The 24,537-nt window shown below is 72.9% G+C and carries 22 protein-coding genes and 3 tRNA genes; 11 read left to right on the top strand and 14 right to left on the bottom strand.

Annotation, left to right across the window (positions count from 1 at the left end):
• The first annotated feature begins 43 nt into the window (after window positions 1-43).
• Window positions 44-844, top strand: a complete 801-nt coding sequence (phaZ, locus tag BJY28_RS02850) for a poly(3-hydroxyalkanoate) depolymerase (protein ID WP_343036931.1) — start codon at window positions 44-46, stop codon at window positions 842-844.
• 65 nt (window positions 845-909) lie between these two features.
• Here the strand turns inward: phaZ and BJY28_RS02855 are convergent.
• The 4 genes from BJY28_RS02855 to BJY28_RS02870 form a co-directional block, all read right to left on the bottom strand.
• Window positions 910-982: transfer RNA gene (locus BJY28_RS02855), tRNA-Arg, on the bottom strand.
• An 87-nt stretch (window positions 983-1,069) separates the two neighbouring features.
• Window positions 1,070-2,428: an FAD-dependent oxidoreductase gene (locus tag BJY28_RS02860; protein ID WP_179461665.1), complete on the bottom strand. Its 1,359-nt coding sequence runs from the start codon at window positions 2,426-2,428 to the stop codon at window positions 1,070-1,072.
• A gap of 146 nt (window positions 2,429-2,574) precedes the next feature.
• A complete protein-coding gene (locus tag BJY28_RS02865; RefSeq protein ID WP_343036932.1) occupies window positions 2,575-3,522 on the bottom strand; it encodes a class I SAM-dependent methyltransferase in 948 nt (315 codons plus the stop codon).
• A gap of 175 nt (window positions 3,523-3,697) precedes the next feature.
• Window positions 3,698-4,285 carry a hypothetical protein gene (locus BJY28_RS02870; RefSeq protein WP_179461666.1) on the bottom strand — a complete coding sequence of 196 codons (588 nt, stop codon included), beginning with the start codon at window positions 4,283-4,285 and terminating at the stop codon, window positions 3,698-3,700.
• Window positions 4,286-4,423: 138 nt separating this feature from the next.
• Between BJY28_RS02870 and BJY28_RS02875 the strand changes: the two genes are divergently transcribed.
• From BJY28_RS02875 to BJY28_RS02910, 8 genes are all read left to right on the top strand, one after another.
• Window positions 4,424-5,161: a response regulator transcription factor gene (locus tag BJY28_RS02875; protein ID WP_281366894.1), complete on the top strand. Its 738-nt coding sequence runs from the start codon at window positions 4,424-4,426 to the stop codon at window positions 5,159-5,161.
• Window positions 5,158-6,558 (top strand): sensor histidine kinase, encoded by a 1,401-nt coding sequence (locus BJY28_RS02880; RefSeq protein ID WP_343036933.1) that lies wholly within the window; start codon window positions 5,158-5,160, stop codon window positions 6,556-6,558. Before BJY28_RS02875 ends, BJY28_RS02880 begins: the two co-directional genes overlap by 4 nt.
• Window positions 6,559-6,588: 30 nt before the next feature.
• The gene (locus tag BJY28_RS02885; protein ID WP_179461667.1) at window positions 6,589-6,993 is read left to right on the top strand and encodes a TOBE domain-containing protein; all 405 of its coding nucleotides are present in this window, start codon (window positions 6,589-6,591) and stop codon (window positions 6,991-6,993) included.
• On the top strand, window positions 6,990-7,772 hold the full coding sequence (gene modA / locus BJY28_RS02890) for a molybdate ABC transporter substrate-binding protein (protein ID WP_179461668.1): 783 nt from the start codon (window positions 6,990-6,992) through the stop codon (window positions 7,770-7,772). The genes BJY28_RS02885 and modA overlap by 4 nt, the downstream gene beginning before the upstream one ends.
• Complete coding sequence (locus BJY28_RS02895; RefSeq protein WP_179461669.1) at window positions 7,769-8,542, top strand: ABC transporter permease; 774 nt, start codon at window positions 7,769-7,771, stop codon at window positions 8,540-8,542. The genes modA and BJY28_RS02895 overlap by 4 nt, the downstream gene beginning before the upstream one ends.
• Window positions 8,539-9,579, top strand: a complete 1,041-nt coding sequence (locus tag BJY28_RS02900) for a sulfate/molybdate ABC transporter ATP-binding protein (protein WP_179461670.1) — start codon at window positions 8,539-8,541, stop codon at window positions 9,577-9,579. The genes BJY28_RS02895 and BJY28_RS02900 overlap by 4 nt, the downstream gene beginning before the upstream one ends.
• Window positions 9,580-9,693: 114 nt before the next feature.
• A complete protein-coding gene (locus tag BJY28_RS02905) occupies window positions 9,694-11,853 on the top strand; it encodes an ArnT family glycosyltransferase (RefSeq protein ID WP_179461671.1) in 2,160 nt (719 codons plus the stop codon).
• Complete coding sequence (locus BJY28_RS02910) at window positions 11,853-13,085, top strand: bifunctional glycosyltransferase family 2/GtrA family protein (RefSeq protein WP_179461672.1); 1,233 nt, start codon at window positions 11,853-11,855, stop codon at window positions 13,083-13,085. The genes BJY28_RS02905 and BJY28_RS02910 overlap by 1 nt, the downstream gene beginning before the upstream one ends.
• Window positions 13,086-13,310: 225 nt before the next feature.
• Here BJY28_RS02910 and BJY28_RS02915 read toward each other — a convergent pair.
• The 5 genes from BJY28_RS02915 to BJY28_RS02935 all read right to left on the bottom strand — a co-directional run bounded on the left by BJY28_RS02915 (window position 13,311) and on the right by BJY28_RS02935 (window position 18,703).
• Window positions 13,311-13,404 (bottom strand) — tRNA-Ser (locus tag BJY28_RS02915).
• A 111-nt stretch (window positions 13,405-13,515) separates the two neighbouring features.
• The gene (locus BJY28_RS02920; RefSeq protein WP_179461673.1) at window positions 13,516-13,719 is read right to left on the bottom strand and encodes a cold-shock protein; all 204 of its coding nucleotides are present in this window, start codon (window positions 13,717-13,719) and stop codon (window positions 13,516-13,518) included.
• A gap of 312 nt (window positions 13,720-14,031) precedes the next feature.
• On the bottom strand, window positions 14,032-15,501 hold the full coding sequence (locus BJY28_RS02925; RefSeq protein ID WP_179461674.1) for a protealysin inhibitor emfourin: 1,470 nt from the start codon (window positions 15,499-15,501) through the stop codon (window positions 14,032-14,034).
• Between the two features lie 37 nt (window positions 15,502-15,538).
• Complete coding sequence (locus BJY28_RS02930) at window positions 15,539-17,452, bottom strand: hypothetical protein (protein WP_179461675.1); 1,914 nt, start codon at window positions 17,450-17,452, stop codon at window positions 15,539-15,541.
• Window positions 17,453-17,536: 84 nt separating this feature from the next.
• The gene (locus BJY28_RS02935; RefSeq protein ID WP_179461676.1) at window positions 17,537-18,703 is read right to left on the bottom strand and encodes an MFS transporter; all 1,167 of its coding nucleotides are present in this window, start codon (window positions 18,701-18,703) and stop codon (window positions 17,537-17,539) included.
• Between the two features lie 68 nt (window positions 18,704-18,771).
• Here BJY28_RS02935 and BJY28_RS02940 point away from each other — a divergent pair, with 68 nt between their 5' ends.
• Window positions 18,772-21,297 (top strand): SDR family oxidoreductase, encoded by a 2,526-nt coding sequence (locus tag BJY28_RS02940; protein ID WP_179461677.1) that lies wholly within the window; start codon window positions 18,772-18,774, stop codon window positions 21,295-21,297.
• A gap of 18 nt (window positions 21,298-21,315) precedes the next feature.
• On the opposite strand, the gene BJY28_RS02945 is transcribed toward BJY28_RS02940, so the two are convergent.
• The 3 genes from BJY28_RS02945 to BJY28_RS02955 form a co-directional block, all read right to left on the bottom strand.
• On the bottom strand, window positions 21,316-21,705 hold the full coding sequence (locus BJY28_RS02945) for a PIN domain-containing protein (RefSeq protein ID WP_179461678.1): 390 nt from the start codon (window positions 21,703-21,705) through the stop codon (window positions 21,316-21,318).
• A gap of 3 nt (window positions 21,706-21,708) precedes the next feature.
• Window positions 21,709-21,972 carry a ribbon-helix-helix protein, CopG family gene (locus BJY28_RS02950; RefSeq protein WP_179461679.1) on the bottom strand — a complete coding sequence of 88 codons (264 nt, stop codon included), beginning with the start codon at window positions 21,970-21,972 and terminating at the stop codon, window positions 21,709-21,711.
• Between the two features lie 109 nt (window positions 21,973-22,081).
• Window positions 22,082-22,169 (bottom strand) — tRNA-Ser (locus BJY28_RS02955).
• A gap of 135 nt (window positions 22,170-22,304) precedes the next feature.
• On the opposite strand from BJY28_RS02955, the gene BJY28_RS02960 reads away from it, so the two are divergent.
• Entirely contained in the window at window positions 22,305-22,685 is a 381-nt protein-coding gene (locus tag BJY28_RS02960) for a hypothetical protein (RefSeq protein ID WP_179461680.1), read from the top strand.
• A gap of 199 nt (window positions 22,686-22,884) precedes the next feature.
• Here the strand turns inward: BJY28_RS02960 and epsC are convergent, their stop codons facing one another.
• Complete coding sequence (gene epsC, locus BJY28_RS02965) at window positions 22,885-23,499, bottom strand: serine O-acetyltransferase EpsC (RefSeq protein ID WP_179461681.1); 615 nt, start codon at window positions 23,497-23,499, stop codon at window positions 22,885-22,887.
• On the bottom strand, window positions 23,499-24,428 hold the full coding sequence (gene cysK, locus BJY28_RS02970) for a cysteine synthase A (protein ID WP_179461682.1): 930 nt from the start codon (window positions 24,426-24,428) through the stop codon (window positions 23,499-23,501). Before cysK ends, epsC begins: the two co-directional genes overlap by 1 nt.
• Window positions 24,429-24,537: the final 109 nt, after the last annotated feature.

The following is a 24,537-nucleotide window of genomic DNA, read 5'->3' on the forward strand; positions in this document are numbered from 1 at the left end:
CGCCCTGCCCGCGGGTCGTCGGCACTGCCCTACGCTGCGGCAGGTGAGCGAGACCGTCCGACAGATCAGGGTGCACGGCCGCAGCGTGCGCGTGGCCCACCGCAGCGGCACCGGCGTCCCGCTGGTGGTGTGCAACGGCATCGGCGCCAGCCTGGACCTGCTGCAACCCTTCGTCGACGCCCTCGACGAGAGCATCCCGGTGATCCGTTTCGACGTGCCGGGGATCGGCGGGTCCGACCAGCCGCGCTGCCCCTACTCCTTCGTCACGCTCGCCCGGACCCTCGGCAAGGTGCTGAACGAGCTGGGGGTGACCACCTTCGACGTCCTGGGCATCTCCTGGGGCGGCGGGCTGGCCCAGCAGGTGGCGCTGCAGAACCCGCGGCGCTGCCGGCGGCTGGTGCTGGTGAGCACCGGCACCGGGGCGATGATGGTGCCCGGGCACCCGAAGGTGCTGAGCAAGATGCTCACCCCCCGGCGCTACCGCGACCCGGAGTACGCGGCCAGCGTGGCGGCGACGCTCTACGGCGGGGAGATGCGCGAGGACCCGGAGCTGGCCGAGCGGATCCTCGACGGGCACGCGCCGCGGACCTCGGGGCGCGGCTACCGGCTGCAACTGCTCGCCGGGACGGGCTGGAGCAGCCTGCCCTACCTGCCGCTGCTGCCGCAGCGTACGCTCATCATGGCGGGCGACGACGATCCGATCATCCCGCTGATCAACGCCCGGATCATGCACCGGGCGATCCGGCGCAGCCAGCTGCACGTCTACCCCGACGGGCACCTCGCGCTGGTCAGCCGAGCCTGGGACCTGGCGCCGCGGGTGGCGCGCTTCCTGCGCGAGGACTGAGCCCAGGCACGACGACGGCCCCCGAGCAGCTGCTCGGGGGCCGTCGTCGTCTGTCTCAACCAGAGCGCGCCCGTAGGGATTCGAACCCCAAACCTTCTGATCCGTAGTCAGATGCTCTATCCGTTGAGCTACGGGCGCAGGTCGCCGTCGCGACGAGGGACGACGATAGCGCACCGGGCGGGCCGCACGAAATCACGCAACGGACGGCCCGACCGGGGCGCAGGCTCAGCGACCGGCCATCGCGTCCTGCCGGCCGGCGGCGATCATGTCCTCGCGGGAGACGACCTTGATCCGCCCGCGCCCGGCGGCCTCGCCGAGGGCGATCTCGTGGGCGTCCAGCTGCACCCAGTCCTCCCACACGGTGGGCTCGATGCCGGCGGCGCGGATCACCTCCAGGACGGCGTCCGGGTCGGTCGCGACCGGCTCGGCGACGTCGTCGAGGTCGGCGAGCAGGCACTGGATCGTCTCGGCGGCGTCGGACTTGGTGTGCCCGATCAGGCCCACCGGGCCGCGCTTGATCCACCCGGTGACGTAGGTGCCGGCGAGGTGCTCGCCGGAGTCGTCGAGCACCCGGCCGGCCTCGTTCGGCACGACGTGCTCGGCGGTGTCGAAGGGCAGCCCGGCCAGCGCCTCGGAGCGGTAGCCGACGGCCCGGTAGACGGCCTGGACCGGCCAGTCGGTGTACTCGCCGGTGCCGCGGACGGTCCCGTCGCCGGTGAGCTCCATGCGCTCGGTGCGCAGCCCCTCGACGCTCTCCTGGCCGAGCACCTCGACCGGTGCCTGGCACATGTGCAGGTGGATCCGGTGCGGGGCGCCGGTGGGCTCGGCCTCGAGGTACTTCAGCACGGTGTTGACGACGAGCTTGACCGCCTTCGACTTGTTGATCGCGGCCTGCGAGGCCTCGTCGATCTCGAAACCCTCCGGGGTGACGAGGACGTCGACGCTCGGGCTGTGGCTCAGCTCGCGGAACTCCATCGGGGTGAACTTCAGCTGGGCCGGCCCGCGCCGCGCGAAGACGTGCACGTCCTTGGCGCGGTTGGCCAGCAGGCCCCGGTAGACGTTCTCCGGGATCTCGGTGCTCAGCTGCTCGTCGGCCGGCTTGGCCAGCATCCGGGCGATGTCCAGGGCGACGTTGCCGGCGCCGACGACCGCGACGGAGTCGGCGACGAGCGGCCAGTCGCGCGGCACGTCCGGGTGACCGTCGTACCAGGAGACGAAGTCGGCGGCGCCGAAGCTGCCGGGCAGCTCCGCCCCGGGGATGTTCAGGTCACGGTCGGCCATCGCGCCGGTCGCGAAGATCACCGCGTCGTAGTGCTCCTGGAGCTGGGCGAGGGTGATGTCCTCGCCGTAGGTGACGTTGCCGACGAAGCGGATCCGGTCGCCGTCGAGCACCCGGCGCAGCGCCTTGATGATCTCCTTGATCCGCGGGTGGTCGGGGGCGACGCCGTAGCGGACGAGGCCGTAGGGCGCGGGCAGCCGGTCGAAGATGTCGACCTGGGCGCCCTCGTGCTCCTTGGTGAGGATGTCCGCGGCGTAGATGCCGGCGGGGCCGGCGCCGATGATGGCGGCTCGCAGGGTGCGCATGGGTCTCCTGACGAAGGGTGTGGTTCGGGTCGGCCACGATGGGCCGGGGCGCACTCCCGTCAGACAGGCGGTGAGGCGCGGGGCAGCGCCGTTGCCGCCGGAGGTGCTAAGGCTACCCTTAGCACCTCGCCTTCGCCCAACCGGTCTCAGCCGGTGGCACCGACCTTCGTCGCCTGCAGCGTGTAGGTCGCCGGCAGGCGCTCCGGCCGGTCGGTCAGCCGGTACTCCCCCGGGTGGTCCGGGTGCGGCTCCATCTGGTCGCCGAGCGCCCGGTAGGGCACGCAGTCGTGCTCCTCGAAGGCGGTGACCTGCAGGCCGTGGCGCATCACCGCGGTGAGGATCTCGCCGAGCCCGTGGTTCCACTCCTGGGTGCGCGAGCTCGTGATCGTGGCCGGGCTGCCCTCTGCGGCAGCGGCGTAGGTGCCCGGGTCGTCCCAGGCGATGCCCTCGACTGTCTCGTAGTAGGGGTACTCGATGGCGACGAGGCCGTCCTCGCGCGGGTCGTCCAGCGACCACAGCACGGGGTGCCCCTCGCGGATGAAGAGCCGCCCGCCCGGGCACAGCAGCGCCGCGACCGTCTGCGCCCAGCGGTCGATGCTCGGCAGCCAGCCGATCGCGCCGATGCCGGTGTAGACGAGGTCGAAGGGGCCGTGCTCGGCCAGCGCCTCCGGGGCTCCGTAGACGTCGGACTCGACGAAGGGGATGGCGGTGCCGGTGTCCGCGGCGAGGCGCCGGGCGGCGGCGAGCGAGGCCGGGGAGAGGTCGAGCCCGACGACCTGCGCGCCGAGGCGGGCGAGCGAGAGGGTGTCGGTGCCGATGTGGCACTGCAGGTGGACCGCCCGCTGCCCGGTGAGGTCGCCCAGGCGCGGGCGGTCGAAGGCGACGACGTCGCTGATCGCCGCCGGGTCCCGCAGGAACCGCTCGCGGTCGTAGTCGGGCGAGGTCTCGTGGATCGGCGCCCGCTCGTCCCAGTTGGCCCGGTTGATCGCGAGGTACTCGCCGGCCCCGCTGCCGCTCCGCTCGTCGTCGAACTGCTCGTCGCTGCTCTGCTCGCCCTCGTGCAGGTCACTCGCGCGCTGGTCGTCCTGGCTCACGATCGCTCAGTCTCGACAACCCCACCCACGACCCGCAACTCCTTAAGCAGCTGCATCCGCTCAGGCTGCAACCGCAGCGGCTGGGACGAAGGTGAGCGTCTGTGCGCCTTCACCTCCGGGCGCCTCCGACGCCACGGCCCTCAGGCAGGTGGCGCCCCCAGAGGGTGCCGCAGCCTCAGACGGCGTCCGAGCTCGAGCCGGTCTCCTCGTCGGTGCTGCCGCCGTCGGGCGCCTGCTGGTCCGGGACCTGCCCGTCGGGCACCTGGCCGTCCGGCACCTGCTGGTCGGTCCCGCCGTCCTGGCCGGGCATGCCCGGCATCTGCTGGCCCGAACCGTCCTGACCGGGCATCTGTCCGCCGGGGGCCTGTCCACCCGGCGCCTGACCGGAGCCGTCCTGACCGGGCATCTGGCCGTAGCCGCCACCACCAGCGCCCATCCCGCCGGGGCCGCCGCGTCCGCCCGGACCGCCGTCGGTAGAGCTGCCGGCGCCCTCGGGGACGGTCGCCACCGCGGCCGCGGCGCCCGCGGAGGAGAGGCCGATCGCGAGCGCGGCGGCCACCGCGGTCTTCTTGCCCGACCAGCGGGGCTGGCGCAGCGCGGGCGCCGTGCCTCCCGACGCGGCCGCCGCCCCCTCGGCCTGGTTCACCGCCACGGGGTCCGGCTGAGACTCGGACGTCGGCAGGGGGCGGGTCTCGTCGGGCTGGTGCGCGTTCTCGTCGGGGCCCGTGGTCTCGTCGGGTCGCGGGGTCTCGTCGTGGGGCATGGCGCCAGGCTCGGACCCCGACCTGTGCTGGGCCTGTCACCCGCCACTCGCCGGGCTGAGACCCCTTCGCCAGCAGTCACAGGAAGAACACAGGGAGCCCATAGCGGACCACCACCCTGACGCGGTTGACTACCCGTCATGAGCAACCCCGCCACCGCCACCTCGCCGAAGCTGACCCGCCCCGACGGCTCCCCCGTCCGGGTGCTCGTCGTCGACGACGAGTCCAACCTCACCGAGCTGCTGTCGATGGCCCTGAGGTACGAAGGGTGGGAGGTGCGCACCGCGGGGACCGGCACCGCCGCCGTCCGCGAGGCGAAGGACTTCCAGCCGGACGCCGTCGTGCTCGACATGATGCTGCCCGACTTCGACGGCCTTGAGGTGCTGCGCCGGATGCGCGACCGCGACGACGCCGTGCCGGTGCTCTTCCTCACCGCCAAGGACGCCGTCGAGGACCGGGTGGCCGGCCTCACCGCCGGCGGCGACGACTACGTCACCAAGCCCTTCTCCCTCGAGGAGGTCGTCGCCCGGGTCCGCGCCCTCATGCGGCGCACCGCCGTCTCCGCGGACCAGAGCAGCTCGCTGCTCGCCGTCGGCGACCTCACCCTCGACGAGGACAGCCACGAGGTGACCCGCGGCGGGCAGGAGATCACCCTGACCGCCACCGAGTTCGAGCTGCTGCGCTACCTCATGCGCAACCCGCGCCGGGTGCTGTCGAAGGCGCAGATCCTGGACCGGGTGTGGAACTACGACTTCGGCGGTCAGGCCAACGTCGTCGAGCTCTACATCTCCTACCTGCGCAAGAAGATCGACGCGGGCCGCGACCCGATGATCCACACCATGCGAGGCGCCGGGTACGTCCTCAAGCCGGCGCAGTGAACCCGCGCGCCTGGTCGCTGACCACCAAGCTCGTCGCCTCGGTGGTCGCCCTCTTCGTCGCGCTCACCCTCGTCATCGGCGGGACCACCGTGCTGGTCATGCGCGAGCAGCTGGTCGCGCAGATCGACGAGCAGCTGGCGAAGGAGATCGGACCGGGCGGCGGCAAGGGACCCAACCCCTGCGTCATGGAGGGCCCGGGCCAGGGCGAGGACTCGCTGCTGGCCTGCCTCAGCAACGACGGCTCCACCGGCTTCGTCGTGCTCGACCGGGAGAAGACGCTCCTCGACGACACCCAGATGACCCAGATCACCGACGCCGGCATCGGGCAGGACCCGACGACCGTCGACCTCGACGGCCTCGGCGAGTACCGGCTGGTCGCCGAGCGCAGCCCCTCCGGGGTGACCGCCGTCGTCGGTTCCCCGCTGGAGCCGGCCAGCGACGCCACCCGCAGCCTGCTCGTCGTCGTCGGCGCCACCTCGCTGGCCGGCCTGATCCTCGTGCTCCTCGTCGGCCCCTTCGTCATCCGGCGCCAGCTGGCGCCGCTGACCCGCGTCGCGGCCACGGCGCACAAGGTCTCCAGGCTGCGGCTGGACTCCGGCGAGGTGGCCCTGGCCGAGCGCGTGCCGGAGCAGGACACCGACCCGCGCACCGAGGTCGGCCAGGTCGGCGAGGCGATCAACTCGATGCTGGACAACGTCTCCGGGGCCCTGGAGGCGCGCCAGCGCTCGGAGCAGCGGGTGCGCCAGTTCGTCGCCGACGCCAGCCACGAGCTGCGCACCCCGCTGGCCTCGATCCGCGGCTACGCCGAGCTCTCCCGCAAGGAGTCCGAGCCGGTGCCGGCCTCGGTGCAGCACAACCTCTCCCGGGTCGAGTCGGAGTCGCTGCGGATGCAGGGGCTCGTCGAGGACCTGCTGCTGCTGGCGCGGCTGGACGCCGGCCGGCCGCTGGTGCGCGAGCCGGTCGACCTGACGATGCTGGCGATGACCGCGGTCGGTGACATCCACGCCGCGGCCCCCGACCACCACTGGCGCCTGGACCTGCCGGACGAGCCGGTCGAGGTGACCGGCGACCAGGGTCGGCTGACCCAGGTGCTGGTCAACCTCCTGGCGAACGCCCGCACGCACACCCCGGCCGGCACGACGGTGACCACGTCGCTGCGGCAGGTCGGCGACGAGGTGCTGCTGGCGGTGCGCGACGACGGTCCCGGGGTGCCGGACGCGCTGCGCGACGACGTCTTCGAGCGCTTCACCCGCGGCGACGACGCCCGCAACCGCGCCGGTGGTTCGACCGGCCTGGGGCTGTCCATCGTCGACTCGGTGGCCCAGGCGCACGGCGGCCGGGTGGCCCTCGACTCGCGCCCCGGACGCACGGAGTTCACGGTGCACCTGCCGCTGTGAACCCGCAGATGCGGCGCTAGGCTGAAACCTATGCCGCATCTGCGTGTCCAGGAGGCCGCTGCCTACCTCGGGGTCAGCGACGACACCGTGCGTCGCCTGCTCGATCAGGGCGCGCTCGACCCCGGCCCCGACGAGGGCGGTCGCCGCACCGTCGATGCCCTCTCCCTCGCGCGCCACGCCCGCACCGGCGCGCGCGGGCTGAGCGACCCCACCGGCAGGGCCACCTCGGCGCGCAACCGTCTCGTCGGCATCGTCACCGAGATCACCAGCGACACGGTGATGTCCCAGGTCGAGCTGCAGTGCGGCCCCTTCCGGGTGGTCTCGTTGCTGAGCACCGAGGCGGTCCAGGAGATGCGCCTGGGACCCGGATCGGTCGCGGTCGCGGTGATCAAGTCGACCCAGGTCGTGCTGGAGACCCCGCAGGGACGCGAGTGAGCCGCACCGCTGCCGCGCACCGGCGCCGGGCGGCCGTGGCCGTCGCCGGGCTCGCCCTGACCGCGGCAGCGGCCGGCTGCGCCGACGACGAGACCACGCTCACCGTGCTCGCCGCGGCCAGCCTCCGGGAGCCGATGGAGCAGCTGGCGGCCGACCTGGAGGCCGAGCACGACGGGGTGGAGGTGCGGCTCTCCTTCGCCGGCTCCTCCGAGCTGGCCAGCCAGGTCCTGCAGGGAGCCCCGGCCGACGTGCTGGTCACCGCCGACGAGCCCACCATGGCGCGGGTCGCGGACGCCGGTCTGGCCGACGGCGCACCGGAGCTCGTGGCCACCAACCGGATGACGATCGCCACCCCTCCGGGCAACCCGTCCGAGGTCGAGTCCGTCGACGACCTCGGCGAAGACCACGGCGGAGACCTCGACCTCGTCGTGTGCGCCCCGCAGGTCCCCTGCGGGGCCGCGGCGCAGCGCGTCGCCGAGACCGCCGGGGTGACCCTCGCACCGGTCTCGGAGGAGTCGAAGGTCACCGATGTCGTGGCCAAGGTCGCCGCCGGCGAGGCGGACGCCGGCATCGTCTACGTCACCGACACCGCTGGTCGCGACGACCTCGACGCGGTGGAGATCCCGGACCGGCTCAACACCACGACCGCCTACCCGGCGGCGGCGCTGACCGGCAGCGCGCACCCGGAGCTCGCCCGGGAGATGACCGATCTCGTCGTCGCGGACGGCGCCGGCGAGGGCCGGGGCCGGCTCGCGGCCGCGGGCTTCGAGGCACCGTGAGCCGGGTCCCCGCCTGGGCCTACCTGCCGGCCGCGCTGGGCGCGCTGCTGGTGACCCTGCCGGTGCTCGGTCTCGTCGCCGCCATCGATCTCGGCTCGCTGCCGACGCTGCTCACCTCGCCGGCAGCGCTCGACGCGCTGTGGCTGAGCCTGCGGACCTCGACGGCGGCCACCGTGCTCAGCCTGCTGCTCGGGGTGCCGCTGGCGCTCTGCCTGGCCCGGGTGCCGCGGCTGGACAGCACGCTGCTGCGCACCCTGGTGCTGCTGCCCCTCGTGCTGCCCCCGGTCGTCGCCGGGCTGGCGCTGCTCACCCTGCTGGGTCGGCGCGGGCTGCTCGGGAGCCAGCTCGACGCCCTGGGCGTGGACATCGCCTTCTCCACCGCCGCCGTTGTCATCGCCCAGACGTTCGTGGCGATGCCCTTCCTCGTGGTGAGCCTGGAGGGAGCGCTGCGCGCCGTCGGCGACCGGCACGAAGGGGTGGCCGCCACCCTGGGTGCCTCCCCCGGCGTCGTGCTGCGCCGGGTCACGCTGCCGCTGGTGCGGCCGGCGCTGGTCTCCGGGACGGTGCTCACCTTCGCCCGGGCGCTCGGGGAGTTCGGTGCGACGCTGACCTTCGCCGGGTCGCTGCAGGGCACCACCCGCACCCTGCCGCTGGAGATCTACCTGCAGCGCGAGACCGACCCGGACGCGGCGGTCGCGCTGTCGGTGCTGCTGGTCGTGGTCGCCGTGGTCGTCATCGTGCTGGCCCGGCCGTGGCAGGTGCGCCGATGAGCGGGCTGTCCGTGCGGCTGCGGGACGTGGCCCGGCGGGTGGCCGTCGACCTGTCGATGCAGGCCGGGCGCACCACCGCGCTGCTCGGGCCGAACGGCGCCGGCAAGTCCACGGTGCTCACCGCGGTCGCCGGCACCCACCGCCCTGACGAGGTCGACGTCCGGCTGGGTGGGCGCGACCTGAGCGGGCTGGCGGCGCACCGGCGCCGGGTCGCGCTGCTGGCCCAGGACCCGTTGCTGCTGCCGCACCTGGACGCCCTCGACAACGTCGCCTTCGCGCCGCGCGCCCAGGGCCGGGGCCGTCGCGAGGCGCGGCGCCTGGCCGCGGGGTGGCTCGAGACCGTCGGGGCCACGGGGCTGGAGGACCGGCGCCCCGCGCAGCTGTCCGGGGGGCAGGCGCAGCGGGTGGCGATCGCCCGAGCGCTCGCGGCCGAGCCGGAGGCGCTGCTGCTGGACGAGCCGCTGGCGGCGCTCGACGTGGACGCCGCCCCGGAGATCCGGCACGTGCTGCGCCAGGTGCTCGCCGGCCGCACGGTCGTGCTGGTCACCCACGACGTCGTCGACGCCGCGCTGCTGGCCGACCAGGCGGTGGTCCTCGAGCAGGGTCGGGTGGTCGAGTCCGGCCCGGTGACCGATCTGCTGTCGGCGCCGCGCACCCCCTTCGCCGCCCGGCTGGCCGGGACGAACCTGCTGCAGGGCCGGGCCGTCGACGGCGGGCTGCAGGCCACCGACGGGACGGTGATGCGCGGCATCGGCGGCGAGCAGCTGGCCCCGGGCACGGCAGCTGTGGCGACCTTCCGGCCGGACACGGTCGCGGTGCACGCCGCGCCGCCCGGCGGCAGCCCGCGCACCGTGCTGCCCGGCGAGGTGGTCGCCGTCGAGCCCTCCGGGTCGGCCGTGCGGCTCCGGGTCCGGTCCACGATGGGGGTGCTCGTCGCCGACCTCACCCCGGCAGCGGTCGCCGAGCTCGACCTGCGCACCGGCGCGCGGGTGCACCTGGCGGTCAAGGCCGCCGCGGTACGCATCAGCCAGGCCTGAGCCGACGCCGCGCCGGACGATCGCCAGCACCCGCACGAGCCGACGCCGCAAGTCAGCGGTGCACCTCAGTCGGGCCACAGCCACCCCACAGCGGCCGGGGCGAGCGTGGCCGGCATGGCATCCACGACTCTGGCCCGCACCTCGGGCAGCGGCACCCGCACCCCCTTCGTGCGTCCCGCCGGCGGCACCGACCGCTCCGGCGACGGCGCACGACCCACCGGCCGCCTCGCCCGGCTGTGGCGCGGCCCGGCCGACGACCCGGCCTGGGCCCGGCCGGCGCTGCTGGCGCTGCTGGCCCTGACCCTGGTCACCTACACCTGGAACCTCACCGCCAGCGGCTGGGCCAACTCCTTCTACTCCGCCGCGGTGCAGGCGGGCAGCGAGTCGTGGACCGCCTTCTTCTACGGCAGCTCGGACGCGGCGAACGCCATCACCGTCGACAAGCCCCCGGCATCGCTGTGGGTGATGGCGCTGTCGGTGCGGATCTTCGGGCTGAGCAGCGCCGCGATCCTCATGCCGCAGGTACTCATGGGTGTGGCCACCACCGGGGTCGTCGCGGCCACCGTGAAGCGGGTCTCCGGGCCCGCCGCGGGGCTGCTGGCCGGTGCGATCTTCGCGCTCACCCCGGTCGCGGTGCTCATGTTCCGCTTCAACAACCCCGACGCGCTGCTCACCCTGCTCATGGCGCTCGGTGCCTGGGCGACGATGAAGGCCGTCGAGAAGGGGTCGATCCGCTGGATGGCGCTGGTCGGCGTGCTGCTGGGCCTGGGCTTCCTCACCAAGACCCTGCAGGTGCTGCTCGTCGTGCCGTTCTTCGGCATCGCGTACCTCGTCGCCGCGCAGACCACGCTCAAGCGCCGCATCCTCGGCTCCCTCGCCGGCATCGGCGCGATGATCGCCGCCGGTGGTTGGTGGGCCGCCATCGTCGAGCTGGTGCCGGAGGACGCCCGCCCCTACATCGGCGGCAGCCAGACCAACTCCTTCCTCGAGCTCACCTTCGACTACAACGGGCTCGGCCGGCTCAACGGTGAGGAGACCGGCTCGGTCGGCGGCGGTGGCGGCTGGGGCGAGACCGGCATCACCCGGATGTTCTCCTCGGCGATCGGCGGTCAGATCTCGTGGCTGATCCCGGCCGCGCTGATCCTGCTCGTCGCCGGGCTGTGGGCGCGTGGCCGCGCGCCGCGCACCGACGGGCGCCGGGCCGGCTACCTGGTGTGGGGCGGCTGGCTGCTGGTGACGCTGCTGACCTTCTCCTTCATGGCCGGGATCTTCCACGAGTACTACACGGTGGCGCTGGCCCCGGCCATCGGAGCGCTCGTCGGGATGGGCGTCGCCGACATGTGGGACCTGCGCCACCGGCTGGTCGGTCGGCTGGTCCTCGCGGCGGCGCTCGCCGCGACCGCGGTCTGGGGCTTCGTCCTGCTGAGCCGGACCACGGAGTACGGCAGCTGGCTGCGCTTCACCGTGCTCGCCCTCGGGCTGGCCACCGCGGCACTGATCGTCGTCGCCGACCGGCTGCACCGGCGGACCGCGCCGGTGCTGGTGGCGGCGGCGCTGGTCGCCGCGCTGGCCGGGCCGACCGCCTACACGGTGACGACCCTGTCCGAAGGGCACAGCGGCTCGATCGTCACCGCCGGCCCCAGCACCGGTGGCGGCATGGGCGGCGGTCCCGGTGGTGGCGCCGGTGGAGGTGCCGGTGGTCCTGGTGGCGGGACCCCGCCCGGCGGGACGCAGGACGGCACCACCCAGGGCATGACCCCGCCGAGCACCCAGGACGGCACGAGCCAGGACGGCACCACCCAGGGCACCGCGCCCGGGGGCACGGGTCAGACCGGCACGCCGCAGGCCGGCGGTGGCGGCATGGGCGGGCTGCTCGACGCCTCCACCCCGAGCACCGAGGTCGTCGCGGCGCTCTCGGCGGACAGCGACGAGTACACCTGGGTGGCCGCGGCCGTGGGCAGCCAGAGCGCGGCCGGCCTGCAGCTGGGCACCGAGCTCCCGGTGATGTCGATCGGCGGCTTCAACGGCTCGGACCCGAGCCCGACCCTGGAGGAGTTCCAGCAGTACGTGGCCGACGGTGAGATCCACTACCTGCTCGCCTCCAGCGGGATGGGCGGGATGGGCGGCAGCGACGGCGGGTCGGACTCCGGGTCGGAGATCCTCGAGTGGGCCGCCGCGAGCTACACCGAGGTGACCATCGGGTCGCAGACCTTCTACGACCTCACCCAGCCGCTGGAGTCCGGGTCCGACACGAGCAGCACGGAGGCCTCGTGATGGCCGCCGCCACCGACGGGTCCGCGATCGCGCTGGCCGGGGAGCGCATGCAGCGCTCCCCGGCCGGGGCGCCCACCCCGGTGCTCGACATCGTCGTGCCGGTCTACGACGAGGAGGCCACCCTGGCCGCCTGCGTCCACCGGCTGCGCGCACACCTGCTCGCCACCTTCCCCTACCCCTTCCGGATCACGGTGGCGGACAACGCCAGCACCGACGACACCTGGCGGGTGGCCACCGAGCTGGTGGAGCAGCTGCCGCAGGTGGCCGCCGTGCACCTGCCGCAGAAGGGGCGCGGCCGGGCGCTGAAGCACGTGTGGGCCGCCTCGGACGCCCCGGTGCTGGCGTACACCGACGTGGACCTCTCCACCGACCTCGACGCGCTGTGGCCGCTGGTCGCGCCGCTGATGTCCGGCCACTCCGACCTGGCGATCGGCACCCGGCTGAGCCGCTCGTCGCGGGTGGTGCGCGGCACGCTGCGCGAGACCACCTCTCGCGGCTACAACCTCATCCTGAGGGCGGCGCTGGGCGCCGGCTTCTCCGACGCGCAGTGCGGGTTCAAGGCGATCCGGGCGGACGTGGCGGCCGAGCTGCTGCCGCTGGTGGAGGACCCGACGTGGTTCTTCGACACCGAGCTGCTGGTGCTCGCCGAGCGCTGCGAGCTGCGCATCCACGAGGTGCCGGTGGACTGGTGGGACGACCCGGACAGCCGGGTCGACGTCGTCGGGACCGCGCGGGACGACCTGCGCGGGGTGTGGCGGATGCACCGCTCCTTCGCCCGCGGCGACCTGCCGGTGGAGGACATCCGCGACCGGATGGGTCGGCTCTCGCCGCCGGACGCCGGGGTCGGCGCGCAGGCGATCCGCTTCGCGCTCGTCGGGGCCGGGACGACGCTGCTGCACCTGGGCCTCTTCGCGCTGCTCTCGACCACGGTGCTCGGGCTCGACGCGCAGGTCGCCAACCTCGTGGCGCTGCTGCTGGCGACCGTGGTGAACACGGCGGCCAACCGGCGCTGGACCTTCGGCATCACCGACCCGAAGGGGGCGCTGGGTCACCAGGTGCAGGGGCTGGCGATCTTCGCCGGCACGTGGGCGCTGACCGCCGGCGGGCTCGCCGCGCTGCTGGCGGTGCTGCCGCACGCGCCGACGGCCCTGCAGACCTTCGTCGTCGGCGGGTGCACGGTGGCGGCGACGATCGGCAAGTTCCTCGTCATGCGCCGCTGGCGCTCCCCCTGACCCTCTCCCCCGCAACTGCCCGGGCAATTCACACCACCCTCCGCAACTGCCCGGGCAATTCGCACCACCCTCCGCAACTGCCCGGGCAATTCACACCACCCTCCGCAACTGCCCGGGCAAATCACACCACCCTCCGCAACTGCCCGGACAGTTGCGCACGAGCCGCGGAGGGCTGGAGGGCACGACGAAGGGCCCCACGGATCGACCGTGGGGCCCTTCGGGTGCTGGCGGAGGCGGAGGGATTTGAACCCTCGATGGGGTTGTAGCCCCAAACCCGCTTAGCAGGCGGGCGCCATAGACCGGACTAGGCGACGCCTCCAGACAACCCGGACAGGCTAGCCGCCACCCTCGGCGCGCACCAAGTCGGGCACGGACGAGGCCCCCCACCCAGCGGGTGGAGGGCCTCGGTCTCAGGCTGGTGCGTGCCTCGTCAGACGGGGCGGACGCGGTCGGCCTGCGGGCCCTTCGGGCCCTGGGTCACCTCGAACTCGACGCGCTGCGCCTCGTCCAGGGTGCGGTAGCCGGTGGTGTCGATCGCCGAGTAGTGGACGAAGACGTCCGGGCCACCCTCGTCCTGCGCGATGAAGCCGAAGCCCTTCTCAGCGTTGAACCACTTGACGGTTCCCTGTGCCATGCGGTGTATCTCTTTCCTTCTGCGGAACTACTGGGCCGCGGGGGTGCGGTCCCACGCTTGCTTGCAAGCCCCCTCGGACAGGCGCCGCGTGGCCCCTGGAAACTCTTGGGCACCGCTGGGTGCGGGCCCCTTCGCTACGTGCGAGAAGTCGTACTGCAATGCGCGCACGACGCTATCAGCAAGATCCCCTCGGCGACGGGTCGAGAGCCTCTGCTGACCTGATGTTCACCTGCGACGTTCACCTGCGCGGTGGGCATCGGGTCGGCTCACCACGACCTGCGGCACCACCGGCTCGACGACCGACGGCTCACCTCAGCCGCTCTGCTGGTCGCGCCGCAGGGTCCGCTCGAAGAGGCTGCGGGTCTCGGCGGGCAGCACCGGCTCGGGGATGGAGACGTCCAGCGGCGGCTGCTCGCAGGTCAGGCCGTAGCAGAAGCCGTCCGGACGCTGCGGGGTCTGCGCGGCCATCCGCTGCAGCTCCTGCGGCTGCTGCAGCAGGCTCTGATAGCTGCGGGCGTCGCCGTCCGGCATCTCGTCCAGGCGCACCCGTCGCTCCTGGGCCACCCCGGCGACCCCGCCGGTGCGGCGCACGGTGACCTCGGCCCCCGGGGGCACCTCGGCCGATCCGTCGGCACCGCTGGTCTCGTCCGTCTCGTCTGCCGGAGCGGGCGCCTGCCCGTCCGTGCCGGTCCCGTCCGGGCCGACGGCACCCCCGCCGTCGCCGCCCAGGACGCCGACCTGCTGCCAGGCCTGGCGCACCGCCCGGGTCTGCTCCGCCTCCTCGCCGAAGCGGGCCGTGGCTGCGTCGATGGTCAGCCCCGCGAAGGTGACGAAGTCGCAGTCCGCGCTGATGTCGCCGGTGATGGTGTCGAACCAGATCTGCCCCGGGTCGCCCCAGGCGTTGCCGCCGAGGCTCGTGGCGAGCACGTGGAAGGCCTTGTTCGGGATGCCGGAGTTGATGTGCACCCCGCCGTTGTCCTCGGTGGTCTCGACGTAGTCGCGCATGTGGCCGGGCTGCGGGTCGGTGCCCAGGCGCGGGTCGTCGTAGGCGCTGCCGGGCTCGGCCATCGAGCGCAGCGCACGGCCCTGCACCCCTTCGGCGAGGAGCTCGGCGCCGATGAGCCAGTCGGCGGTGCCCGCGTCCTGACCGAGCGCGCGCTGCTTGACGAGCACCCCGAAGACGTCGGAGACGTGCTCGTTGAGCGCGCCCGACTGGCCCTGGTAGTTCAGGCCCGACGTGTACTGCGTCGTGCCGTGCGCCAGCTCGTGACCGATGACGTCGAGGGAGCGGGTGAAGGAGAGGAAGACCTCGCCGTCCCCGTCGCCGAAGACCATCTGCGAGCCGTCCCAGAAGGCGTTGTCGTAGGCCTGCCCGTAGTGGACCGTGGCCAGCAGCGGCAGCCCCTGCCCGTCGAGGGAGTTGCGCCCGTACTCCTCCTGCCACAGCGCCCAGGTCTCGCCGAGCCCGTCGTAGGCCTGGTCGGCGGCCTCGTCACCGGTGGCGGGGTCCCCTTCGCCACGGACCACCTCGCCGGGCAGCGTCTGGGTGCCGCCGGCGTCGTGGACGGTGCGCTGCGGTCCGGTCGCGTCGCCGCGGGCCTCCTGGGGCGGGAAGGGCGTGCTCGTGGTGGGCTGGGTGGCGACGCCGCGCAGCCCCTGGCGTGCGGCAGAGCGGTCCTCGGTGAGCTGCAGGGTGGCGCGGGCGGTGGCGGCCAGCCGTTCGTCGCCGGAGTCGGCCATCCGGCGGAGCATGTGCGGGGGGACGATGCTGCAGCGGCTCATGTCTCCAGTGGACCACCGATCACCGACAGCCGCGCGTTCAGCGCCGCAGGGCGCGACGAGCGGCCCGCACCGCCACGCGAGCCGGGCGGGTGCGCAGCACCCGTCGCGCGGCCGAGGTCCGCAGCAGCCGGTGCTGCCGCACCCGGTCCAGTGCCCGGCCCGCCGGGCTCCGGTCGGCGCCGGTCGGCTCGGGCGCCTGCTCCCGCGCAGAGACGAGCACGGGTGCCGGCTCGGAGTCGAAGCGGCGGTCCGGGTCGAAGTGAGCAGGGTCGTGCATCGCCCCCACGGTCGCCAGGTGCCACCGTCGGCGCGCATCGGCCGCGGTCGCCGACCCGTCGAGGTCCATCCGGTCCAGCGCGTCGCTGTCGAGCATCGCCGTGCCGCGGTCGGCCTCCCGGTGAAGGGCTTCGGCCAGCGGGCGGTCGAAGCTGGTGCGCCAGCTGAAGGCGCCGCCGGCCCCCTTCACCGCGGGGACCGGCTCGGGCCGCCGCGGGTCGTCCTGCTCGCAGGTGAGCCGCTCCCCGACGAAGGGGACGTCGAGCAGCTGCGGCGCGATGATCGCCAGCATGTCGCGGATGAGCCGTTCGTCGCACAGCTCCTCGACCGGCACCCCCTCGCAGGCGGCCATCACGCGGTCGTCGAGGAAGATCGTCCGCGGGGTCGCGATGAGCGAGGCGCCGAAGCGGGCGGCGCCGAACCACCGCGACTGGCGCTGGTCGAGGAAGAAGTCGTAGAGCCCCTGCAGCGGTTCGCGGCGCACCTGCTCCAGCCACGGCTCGACGTCGGCCAGGTAGCCGGCGCGCACCTCGGGCTCGAGATGGTCCACGCCGCCGAGCAGGGTGCGCTCCATCCAGCGCTCGCCGGCGGCCGGGTTCGCCGAGACGAACTGGATGCGGGCGTACGCGCCGCGCACGGTCTCCCCGCCGGAGCCGCTGAGCCCGGCCCGGTGGGTGGCGTAGTCCAGCCGCGACCCGCCCGTGGCGTCGAAGCCGGAGACCCCGCCGTCACCGATCACCACCGCCTGGTGCAGCCGCGCCACCGGGTCGACCTCGGCGGTGCTCGCGCCGGTCTGGCCGGGCCGGTCCACCCGCTCGTGCGGGACGCCCAGCGCCTCGGCGACCATCGCGCCGACGAAGGCGTCCGGCTCGCCGGGAGCCCCCTTCGTGAAGGTGCGGACCGGCACCCCGGCGGCGACCAGCGCGGCCACCACGAGCCGGCTGTCCCGGCCGCCGGTGACCCCCACCCGCTGGCCGTCGTCGCTGAGCGTGCCGACCTCGGCGGCCGCCAGCGTGAGGGCGTCGGCGAGCGCCTGCCCGCCGACCGCGGACCGGCGTGGGGTCCGGCGGTGCTGCTCACGGGTCACCCGTCCGGCGCGCGTGTCCCAGGTGAGGGTCTCGACGACGTCCCGGGGCACCACCCGCACCCCGTCGAAGGGGGAGCGGTCGGTGACGCAGTAGCCGGCGTTGGCGACCCCGGCCAGGGCGACGTGGTCGAGCCGGGGCTGCGCGGCGCCGGTGGCCGCGCCGTGCACCAGCCCGGGGCGGGAGCCGAGCCAGACGCTGCCGTCGTCGCCCTCGGCGAGGTACCAGGACTCGATGCCGGCGAAGGAGGAGGTCACGGCCGCGCCGGTGCCGGTGACCCGGCCGAGTGACCAGATGCCTCCGACGCTCGGCGACTCCCCGGGGGCGAGCACGTCCGCGGCCTGGGCGACGAGGTCGGCGTCGCTGTAGCCGGTCCACAGCACGTGCGCGTCCGGCGCACTGGGGCTGGCGGTCGTGGGCAGCGCCACGCTGCCGGTCTCCGGCTCGTTGGACCACGTCCAGCTCTGGGTCACCCCGTCGGCGGAGGACCGGCGCGCGTGCTCGAGCTGGTCCGGGTGGCGCGGCAGGTATCTCGCGGCAGCGTCCTGGACCCGGGCGTCACCGACCTCCGGGGCCTGGGGCGGGCCCACACGGACGAGGTGACATCGCATCCCTTCGACGGTATCGGCCCAGGTCAACGACCTGTGCGCACCGCTGCGGCGCGGCGTGGCGGATCAGGCCGCCTGGTGCACGTCACCTCGGCGCAGCCGAGGGCTCCACCAGACGACGGCGGCGGCGATGATCGCGAAGAGGGCTGCGGCCACGAGGTAGGGACCGGACGGTCCGACCGTGGCGAAGAGCCAGCCGCCCAGGACCGGCCCGAGGATGCGCCCCGAGGAGCCGAGCGACTGGCTGGCACCCAGGATCGCGCCCTGCTCGTCCTCGCTCGCGCGGGTGGAGATCGCCGACATCAGCGACGGCGCCTGGGTGGCGTTGCCGATGGCGATGAGGCCGGCCGGCAGCAGCAGGTGCCACCACGCGCTGACCAGCGGCGCCAGCAGGGAGCCCAGCGCGAAGCAGCCCAGCCCGAGCAGGACGAGGCGGTCGTCGCTGATCCGCTCCGCCAGCCAGCGCGTCCCGGTCAGCTGGAAGCCCACGATGAGCACCCCGACGTACATGAAGAGGTAGCCGTTCTCTACCGCTCCGAAGCCGAGGAGGTCGCGAGTGAGCAACGGCAGCTGCGACTCGATCTGCGAGAAGGCGACCATCACCGCGAGGTTGACGACGAGGTACAGCAGGAGCAGCCGGTCGGCGCTGGCCCGCACCAGGGTCGAGACCAGCGGTATGGCCCGTCCCCTGGTGCGCGGCAGCGCCAGCGCGGCCCAGCCGGCGTTGAGCACGGCGAGCGCCGCGGCCAGCGCGAAGGGGGCCGACGTCCCGCCGAGGGGGACGGTCAGGGCGGTCAGCGCAGGCCCGATGACGATCCCCAGGCCGATGCCGGCCCCGACGACGGCCATGCCCTGGGCGCGACGCTCCGGGGCGGTGACGTCGGCGATCGTCGCCTGCGCGGCGGCGATGTTGCCCGCGCACATGCCGGTGATGACCCGGCCGAGGAAGAGCGCGGCCACCCCGTCGGCCGACCACAGCACGAGATACCCGGCGGCGGCGCCGAGGGCGCTGACCGCGACCACCGGGCTGCGGCCCCACCGGTCCGAGGCGTGCCCCAGGACGGGCGCGAAGACGAGCTGCGCCGCCGAGTAGCTGGCGACCAGAAGCCCGATCGTCGTCGGTGTCGCTCCGAGGTCCGCGGCGTAGGTCGGCAGCAGCGGGAAGATCATGCCGAAGCCGATGAGGTCGAGCAGCACCGTGAAGAAGACCGCTCCGAGCACGTTGCGGCGCACGCTTCCCCCTTCCCGCTCCGCAGAGCCGTTCAAGTTGCGCCGACACTAGCAGCGGGTAGTTTCTTTTCATGGGGGAGAGAGAAGATCATTCAATCGCATTGTTCGGGGCGACCGGGAACCTTGGTCGTGCCCTCCTTCGCGAGCTCCCAGAGGCATTTCCTGACGCCCGATGGCGGGTTTTCGCACGGTCGACGCGTCACCGCGAAGGCCGCGAGCGAGCCAGGGACGCAGTGCGGACCGCGGTGGGGGATCGCGCCGAAGAGCGCGCCAGCTACCACACCGCAGACTTGTCGGCGCCGGGTCTCGGCCTCTCCTCCGACGACGCGCGCATGCTGGCGGAGTGCCGGTGGGTGGTGAACACGGTGGCCAACGTGCGCTTCGACCTGCCACTGCATCAAGCGCGCGCGGACAATGTCGACACGGTACGGAACCTCTTGGCATGTCTGCCGTCGACGGATACCACGATCCATCACACCTCGACCGCATTCGTCGGGCAAGGTAGCGGGGTTCTGGCACCGCACGCGGTAGATGCATCTCGCTCGTTCCGAAACACCTACGAACGCTCCAAGGCCGAATCCGAGGCGGTGCTGCTGTCGTCTCGACACGATGTCGTGATCCATCGCCCGTCCATCATCGTCGGCTCGTCGACTGACGGCCGCACAGTGACCTACGACACTCTCTACCCGCTGGCGCGAGCGCTCGTCGACGGACATGTCCAGGCCTTGATGGCCCACCCCGATCACCGTCTGGACATCGTGCCCTCCGACCACGTGGCGCGGTGCCTGCTACGTCTCGCAGCCGATGGATACCGCGAGGGCATCTACCACCTGACGGCCGGCCAGGATCGCGCCACCTCGGTGCGCGAGCTGGTGGAGACGCTCCACGATGAGCTCCGCAGCATGAACCACCCCCAAGCCGCTACCTGCGACATCGCAGCTCTTCGGGTGCTCCCGCAGGCGCTGCTGGCCAGGATCCGCTCTCCGATGCCGGGCGTTCCCCCGCCGCGACGGTTGGCGGCGGTTCTCCGTGGCGCGGACCACCTGAAGCCGTATCTGTACGGACCGGAAGTCCTCTTCGACAGCACGGAGACGGAACGCGCAGCTGGAGTGAGAGCGCCGTCGTTCACCCGCTATGCACCGCAGCTCTGGCGCTACGCGGTCAAGGATGGTTTCGGGAGCCGGAGGCGCCCCGCTCGCCCCTCACGCCAGGATCAACCTGCGTCCGACCTCGCGGAACTCGTCCGGCGAGCCGCACGCACGCACCCCGACGCACCCGCCCTTCAGTCCGGAGGACGTCGACTCACCTTCGGCGACCTGTGCGCCGCGCTCGGGTCCGGCGCAGCGCAGCTCGCTAGCCACGGCGTCGTGCCGGGCACACCGGTGGCCGTATCGCCGACGGGGACGATGGGCGACATCGTTGCGCTGCTGGCCGCGACCGCTTCTGGCGCAGAGGTGCACCTGCTGTTGCCGGGACAACCTCCGGCACGCTCGACGGCCATGACCATCTGTGCGGGGACCTCCGGCCGGGTGCGCGTCACCCGCGCGCGGCGCCGGGGGCCGAGGCCCCGGATGGAGGAAGCCAGGACGCCCGGGGTCGTGATGGCAACCTCCGGCACCACCGGAGCACCGACGTGGATCCGGCACACACCTGAAGCGCTTCCCTGGTGCGGTGCCATCGCGGCACGCACCCTCGGGGTGGAGAGCCGCCACAAGGTCGGGATGTCGCTGCCGCTGTTTCACGCCTACGCCACCGGCGTGGTGCTTCCCACGGCGTGGCACAGCGGGGCGGGTGTCGTTCTGCTGCCAGAGGAACCCCGAAGCAGCCTGGAGGCGATCGCAGACGCCCGGGTGACGCACGTGGTCGGGGTCGTCGACACGTTCCAAGGCCTGGCGGACTCGATCCGGGTCAGTTCGTCCAACGTCCCGGATATCAGCGCCTGGGAGATGTCTCTGTGCGGTGACGAACCGCTTCTTCCCACCACTTGGACGGGCGTCGAGGAGACCCTGTCCCGCCCGCTCGCGCTGGGATACGGATCCACAGAGACCCTGCTCGTCGGCATCGCGAAGGAGCCGCGCCCGGCGCGCGAGGGAATGGTCGTCCGTGCCCTGGCAGGCACCACCACCACGATCGCCCCATCCGGCGTGGACACCAGCCACCTCGTCGGGGAGGTCGTTGTCCGGCAGCCCTGGCCCACCCCGACCGGCACCCGCCGCGCGGGAACGGGTAACGAAGTGATGACCGGGGATCGAGGCTTTGTCGACGACGACGGCCAGCTGCATGTCCTTGGCCGAATGCTGCCGAGGCTCCGGGTGGACGAGGCTCCCGACGGCACCGACGCGGTAGCGCGGAAGCTCGAGATCGAAGACGTCGTGCTGAATCGGCTACAGGCCCGGCGAGCCCACACAGTGTGGCTCCAAGGCCGACCCCTCACACTCGTCGAGGCAGCCGGTGACCAGAAAACTCTTGAGGTAGAGGTCAGCGGTCAGCGCGTCTCGGTGGTCCACGTTGACCAGTTGCCCAGGACACCCGTGGGCAAGGTCTCCAGCCGGGCCGTCGACGCCCTTCTGCGCGACACTCATCGACTTGAGTGGTGACCGGGCGCAGCCACCACGTCAGGGGATGGCCCGCACTCCCAGGGACCGAGCGGCCTCGGCGAGACGATGGTCGAAGGTGAGGATCTCGTCGGCGCCGAGGGCGACCGCGGCGGCCAGGTGGATCGCGTCGAGGGTCCGGATCTGAGGTGGTCCGACCCGGCGTGCGCGCTCCAGGACCGCCCCATCGAGGGGGTGGCGCGCGATCCCAGAGCACGCGAGCTCGACGTATCGGTCGGCATCGTCGACCTGGGCGCGGCGCAGGGCCCGGGAGACCTCGACCCAGGCCAGCTCGGAGGCGACGACGACCTCGCCCGCGGCCTGCCGCTGCGCGATGACGTCGCGGACGCCGTCGGACTCAGCCTCGGCGAACACCCGCTTGAGCAGGGCGCTGGAGTCGACGTACAGCACGACTCACTCCCGGTCTTCGCGGTCCAGCAGGTCGAGTGACGTCTGGTCACCGCCGAGCCGCAACGGTGGCGGCGGGTTCTGGAAGGGGCTGGGCGCCGCGACGAGACCCTGACGGACGGCGACCTGCAACGGGGTCTCGCCAGAGCTCAGACCGAGCTTCTCCGCGATGGCCTGCCGGACCAGCGTCTGCTGCGACTGACCGAGGCGTGCCGCCTCGTCACGCAGGGCCTGCGCGAGATCGTCCGGCAGTCGAAGGTTGGTGGCCACCTTCCACATGGTACCAACGCCTTGACAGGGTGGTACCGCCTGGCGCCTGACGTGCGCGGCTGGTGCGGTCACGTCGCATCTGGTGCGGTCGCGTCGCATGATGGTGACCTGGCGGCGGGTGTGGGATTCGAACCCACGAGGGGTCTCCCCCTGGTCGCTTTCAAGGCGACTGCACTCGGCCGCTATGCGAACCCGCCCGGTCCCGCGAGCCGCGGGCCGAAACTCACCGTACCGGCCCGTCGCGGGGATGCTCAGCGGGTAGGGTCGCGGGCAGACACCACCCGGGTCACCAGCGCGCCCGGGAGCACCCGCGTGATGTGAAAGGACCCCTGATGGCGAAGTTCTCGTTCCTCCTCGGTGCGGCTGCCGGCTACGTGCTCGGAGCCCGCGCCGGGCGTCAGCGCTACGAGCAGATCAAGAGCGGCGCCCAGCAGATCTGGCGATCGCAGCCGGTGCAGAGCCAGGTCGCCCAGGCCAAGCACAACGCGCGGCACAAGGCCGCCCCGGCCGCGCTGGACGCGGTCAGCTCCGCGGCCGCGGTCGCCGGCGACCGGATGCGCCAGGGCGCCGGCAAGATCAAGGGCGACGCCGAGCGCGACGTCAGCAGCCAGACCGTCGAGGTCGAGCCGGACGTCGTCTCCGACCCGGAGAAGTGGGCCAGCGAGGGCGGCGCCACCTACCCCCTCGGAGAGACCAACGGCACCTCGGGCTGACCTCTCCCGCGCCGACCCAGGCGCGCGAGGACCGGCGCCCGCTGCCGCACCTGAACTCCCTTCACCCTCCCTTCGCACCCTCTACGACGCGAGCTACCACGCAGTAAGTGCTGTGATCACGACACTTACTGCGTGGTAGCTCGCGCTTCATGGGCCGCGTCGTCGTCGAGGGGTGAAGAGACGCGAGGGGTGGGTGGCCTCAGATGAAGAGGGCGGGGTCGGCCCACTGCAGGTCGACGTCCTGCTCGTCCTGCTCGCGCAGCGCGGGGAAGGAGTAGCGCGCCGGGATCCCGGTGGCCACGGCCCCGGTGGGCACGTCCTTGACGACCACCGCGTTGGCGCCGACCTTGACGTTGCTGCCGACGTGCACGGCGCCGAGCACCTTGCCGCCGGCACCGACCATGACGTTGTCGCCAAGCGTGGGGTGCCGCTTGACCCGGGCTCCCGAGGTGCCGCCCAGGGTGACCCCCTGGTAGAGCATGCAGTCGTCGCCGATCTCAGCGGTCTCGCCGATGACGACACCCATGCCGTGGTCGATGAAGAAGCGCCGCCCGATCGTCGCCCCCGGGTGGATCTCCACCCCGGTGACCGACCGGGATACGTACGCGAGGATCCGCGCCGGCCACCGGCCGCCCGGTCGCTGCCACCAGCGGTGGGCCACCCGGTGCAGCCAGATCGCGTGCAGCGCCGCCGAGGTCAGCAGCATGACCGCCCGCGAGGTGGCCGCCGGGTCCCGGCCCATCGCCGCGGCGACGTCCTCACGGATCATCGCCAGGCTCAGGGCCGGGGCGGACCCCGTCGCGGTGTCGGTCATCAGTCGTCGAGCAGGTCGGAGAAGAGGATCGTCGACAGGTAGCGCTCGCCGAAGCTCGGGATGACCACGACGATCGTCTTGCCGGCGTTCTCCGGGCGACGGGCCACCTGCTCGGCCGCGGCCAGCGCCGCACCGGAGGAGATGCCCACGAGCAGCCCCTCGTCGGTGGCCGCCTTGCGCGCCCACTGCACCGAGGTGTCGGCGTCGATGTCGATGACCTCGTCGTAGATCTCCCGGTCCAGGATGTCCGGGACGAAGTTGGCACCCAGCCCCTGGATCTTGTGCGGCCCCGGGTCGCCGCCGTTGAGGATCGGCGACTCCTTCGGCTCGACAGCGACCATCTGCAGGCCGGGCTTGCGCTCCTTGAGCACCTGGCCGACACCGGTGATGGTGCCGCCGGTGCCGATGCCGGAGACGACGATGTCGACGGCGCCGTCGGTGTCCGCCCAGATCTCCTCGGCGGTGGTCTTGCGGTGGATCTCCGGGTTGGCCGCGTTGGCGAACTGCCGGGCGAGGACCGCGCCGCGCTCCTCGGCGACCTCATTGGCCTTCTCCACGGCGCCCTTCATGCCCTTCGCGCCCTCGGTGAGGATGAGCTCGGCGCCGTAGGCGCGCAGCAGCGCGCGACGCTCCTTGCTCATCGTCTCGGGCATGGTGAGGATGACGTCGTAGCCGCGGGCGGCACCGACCATGGCCAGCGCGATGCCGGTGTTGCCGGAGGTCGCCTCGACGATCGCGCCGCCGGGCTTGAGGTCGCCGGAGGCCTCGGCCGCGTCGATGATCGAGACGCCGATGCGGTCCTTGACCGAGCTGGCCGGGTTGTAGAACTCGAGCTTCGCGGCGACCGTGGCGTCGCTCTCGATGATCCGGTTGATCTTCACCAGCGGGGTGCGACCGATGAGCTGGGTGACGTCCTCGTAGATGGGCACGCGGGTCCTTCCGTCGACAGTTGGTCCGGGGCCGCGGCTGCGGCCTGAGCTCGTCCGCGGCAACGAACGATCCGTTATGGATATTCCAACATCGAGTTATCTCTCGCGG

It is taken from the genome of Janibacter alkaliphilus, assembly GCF_013408565.1.
In the GTDB taxonomy this organism is placed as follows: domain Bacteria; phylum Actinomycetota; class Actinomycetes; order Actinomycetales; family Dermatophilaceae; genus Janibacter; species Janibacter alkaliphilus.

Coding starts and splice junctions, on each gene's coding strand:
- BJY28_RS02860 (WP_179461665.1), bottom strand. CDS start 2,428: ATGCGCACCCTGCGAGCCGCCATCATCGGCGCCGGCCCCGCCGGCATC.
- BJY28_RS02870 (WP_179461666.1), bottom strand. CDS start 4,285: ATGCCCCACGACGAGACCCCGCGACCCGACGAGACCACGGGCCCCGAC.
- BJY28_RS02875 (WP_281366894.1), top strand. CDS start 4,424: ATGAGCAACCCCGCCACCGCCACCTCGCCGAAGCTGACCCGCCCCGAC.
- BJY28_RS02885 (WP_179461667.1), top strand. CDS start 6,589: ATGCCGCATCTGCGTGTCCAGGAGGCCGCTGCCTACCTCGGGGTCAGC.
- BJY28_RS02900 (WP_179461670.1), top strand. CDS start 8,539: ATGAGCGGGCTGTCCGTGCGGCTGCGGGACGTGGCCCGGCGGGTGGCC.
- BJY28_RS02905 (WP_179461671.1), top strand. CDS start 9,694: ATGGCATCCACGACTCTGGCCCGCACCTCGGGCAGCGGCACCCGCACC.
- BJY28_RS02910 (WP_179461672.1), top strand. CDS start 11,853: ATGGCCGCCGCCACCGACGGGTCCGCGATCGCGCTGGCCGGGGAGCGC.
- BJY28_RS02920 (WP_179461673.1), bottom strand. CDS start 13,719: ATGGCACAGGGAACCGTCAAGTGGTTCAACGCTGAGAAGGGCTTCGGC.
- BJY28_RS02925 (WP_179461674.1), bottom strand. CDS start 15,501: ATGAGCCGCTGCAGCATCGTCCCCCCGCACATGCTCCGCCGGATGGCC.
- BJY28_RS02940 (WP_179461677.1), top strand. CDS start 18,772: ATGGGGGAGAGAGAAGATCATTCAATCGCATTGTTCGGGGCGACCGGG.
- BJY28_RS02960 (WP_179461680.1), top strand. CDS start 22,305: ATGGCGAAGTTCTCGTTCCTCCTCGGTGCGGCTGCCGGCTACGTGCTC.
- epsC (WP_179461681.1), bottom strand. CDS start 23,499: ATGACCGACACCGCGACGGGGTCCGCCCCGGCCCTGAGCCTGGCGATG.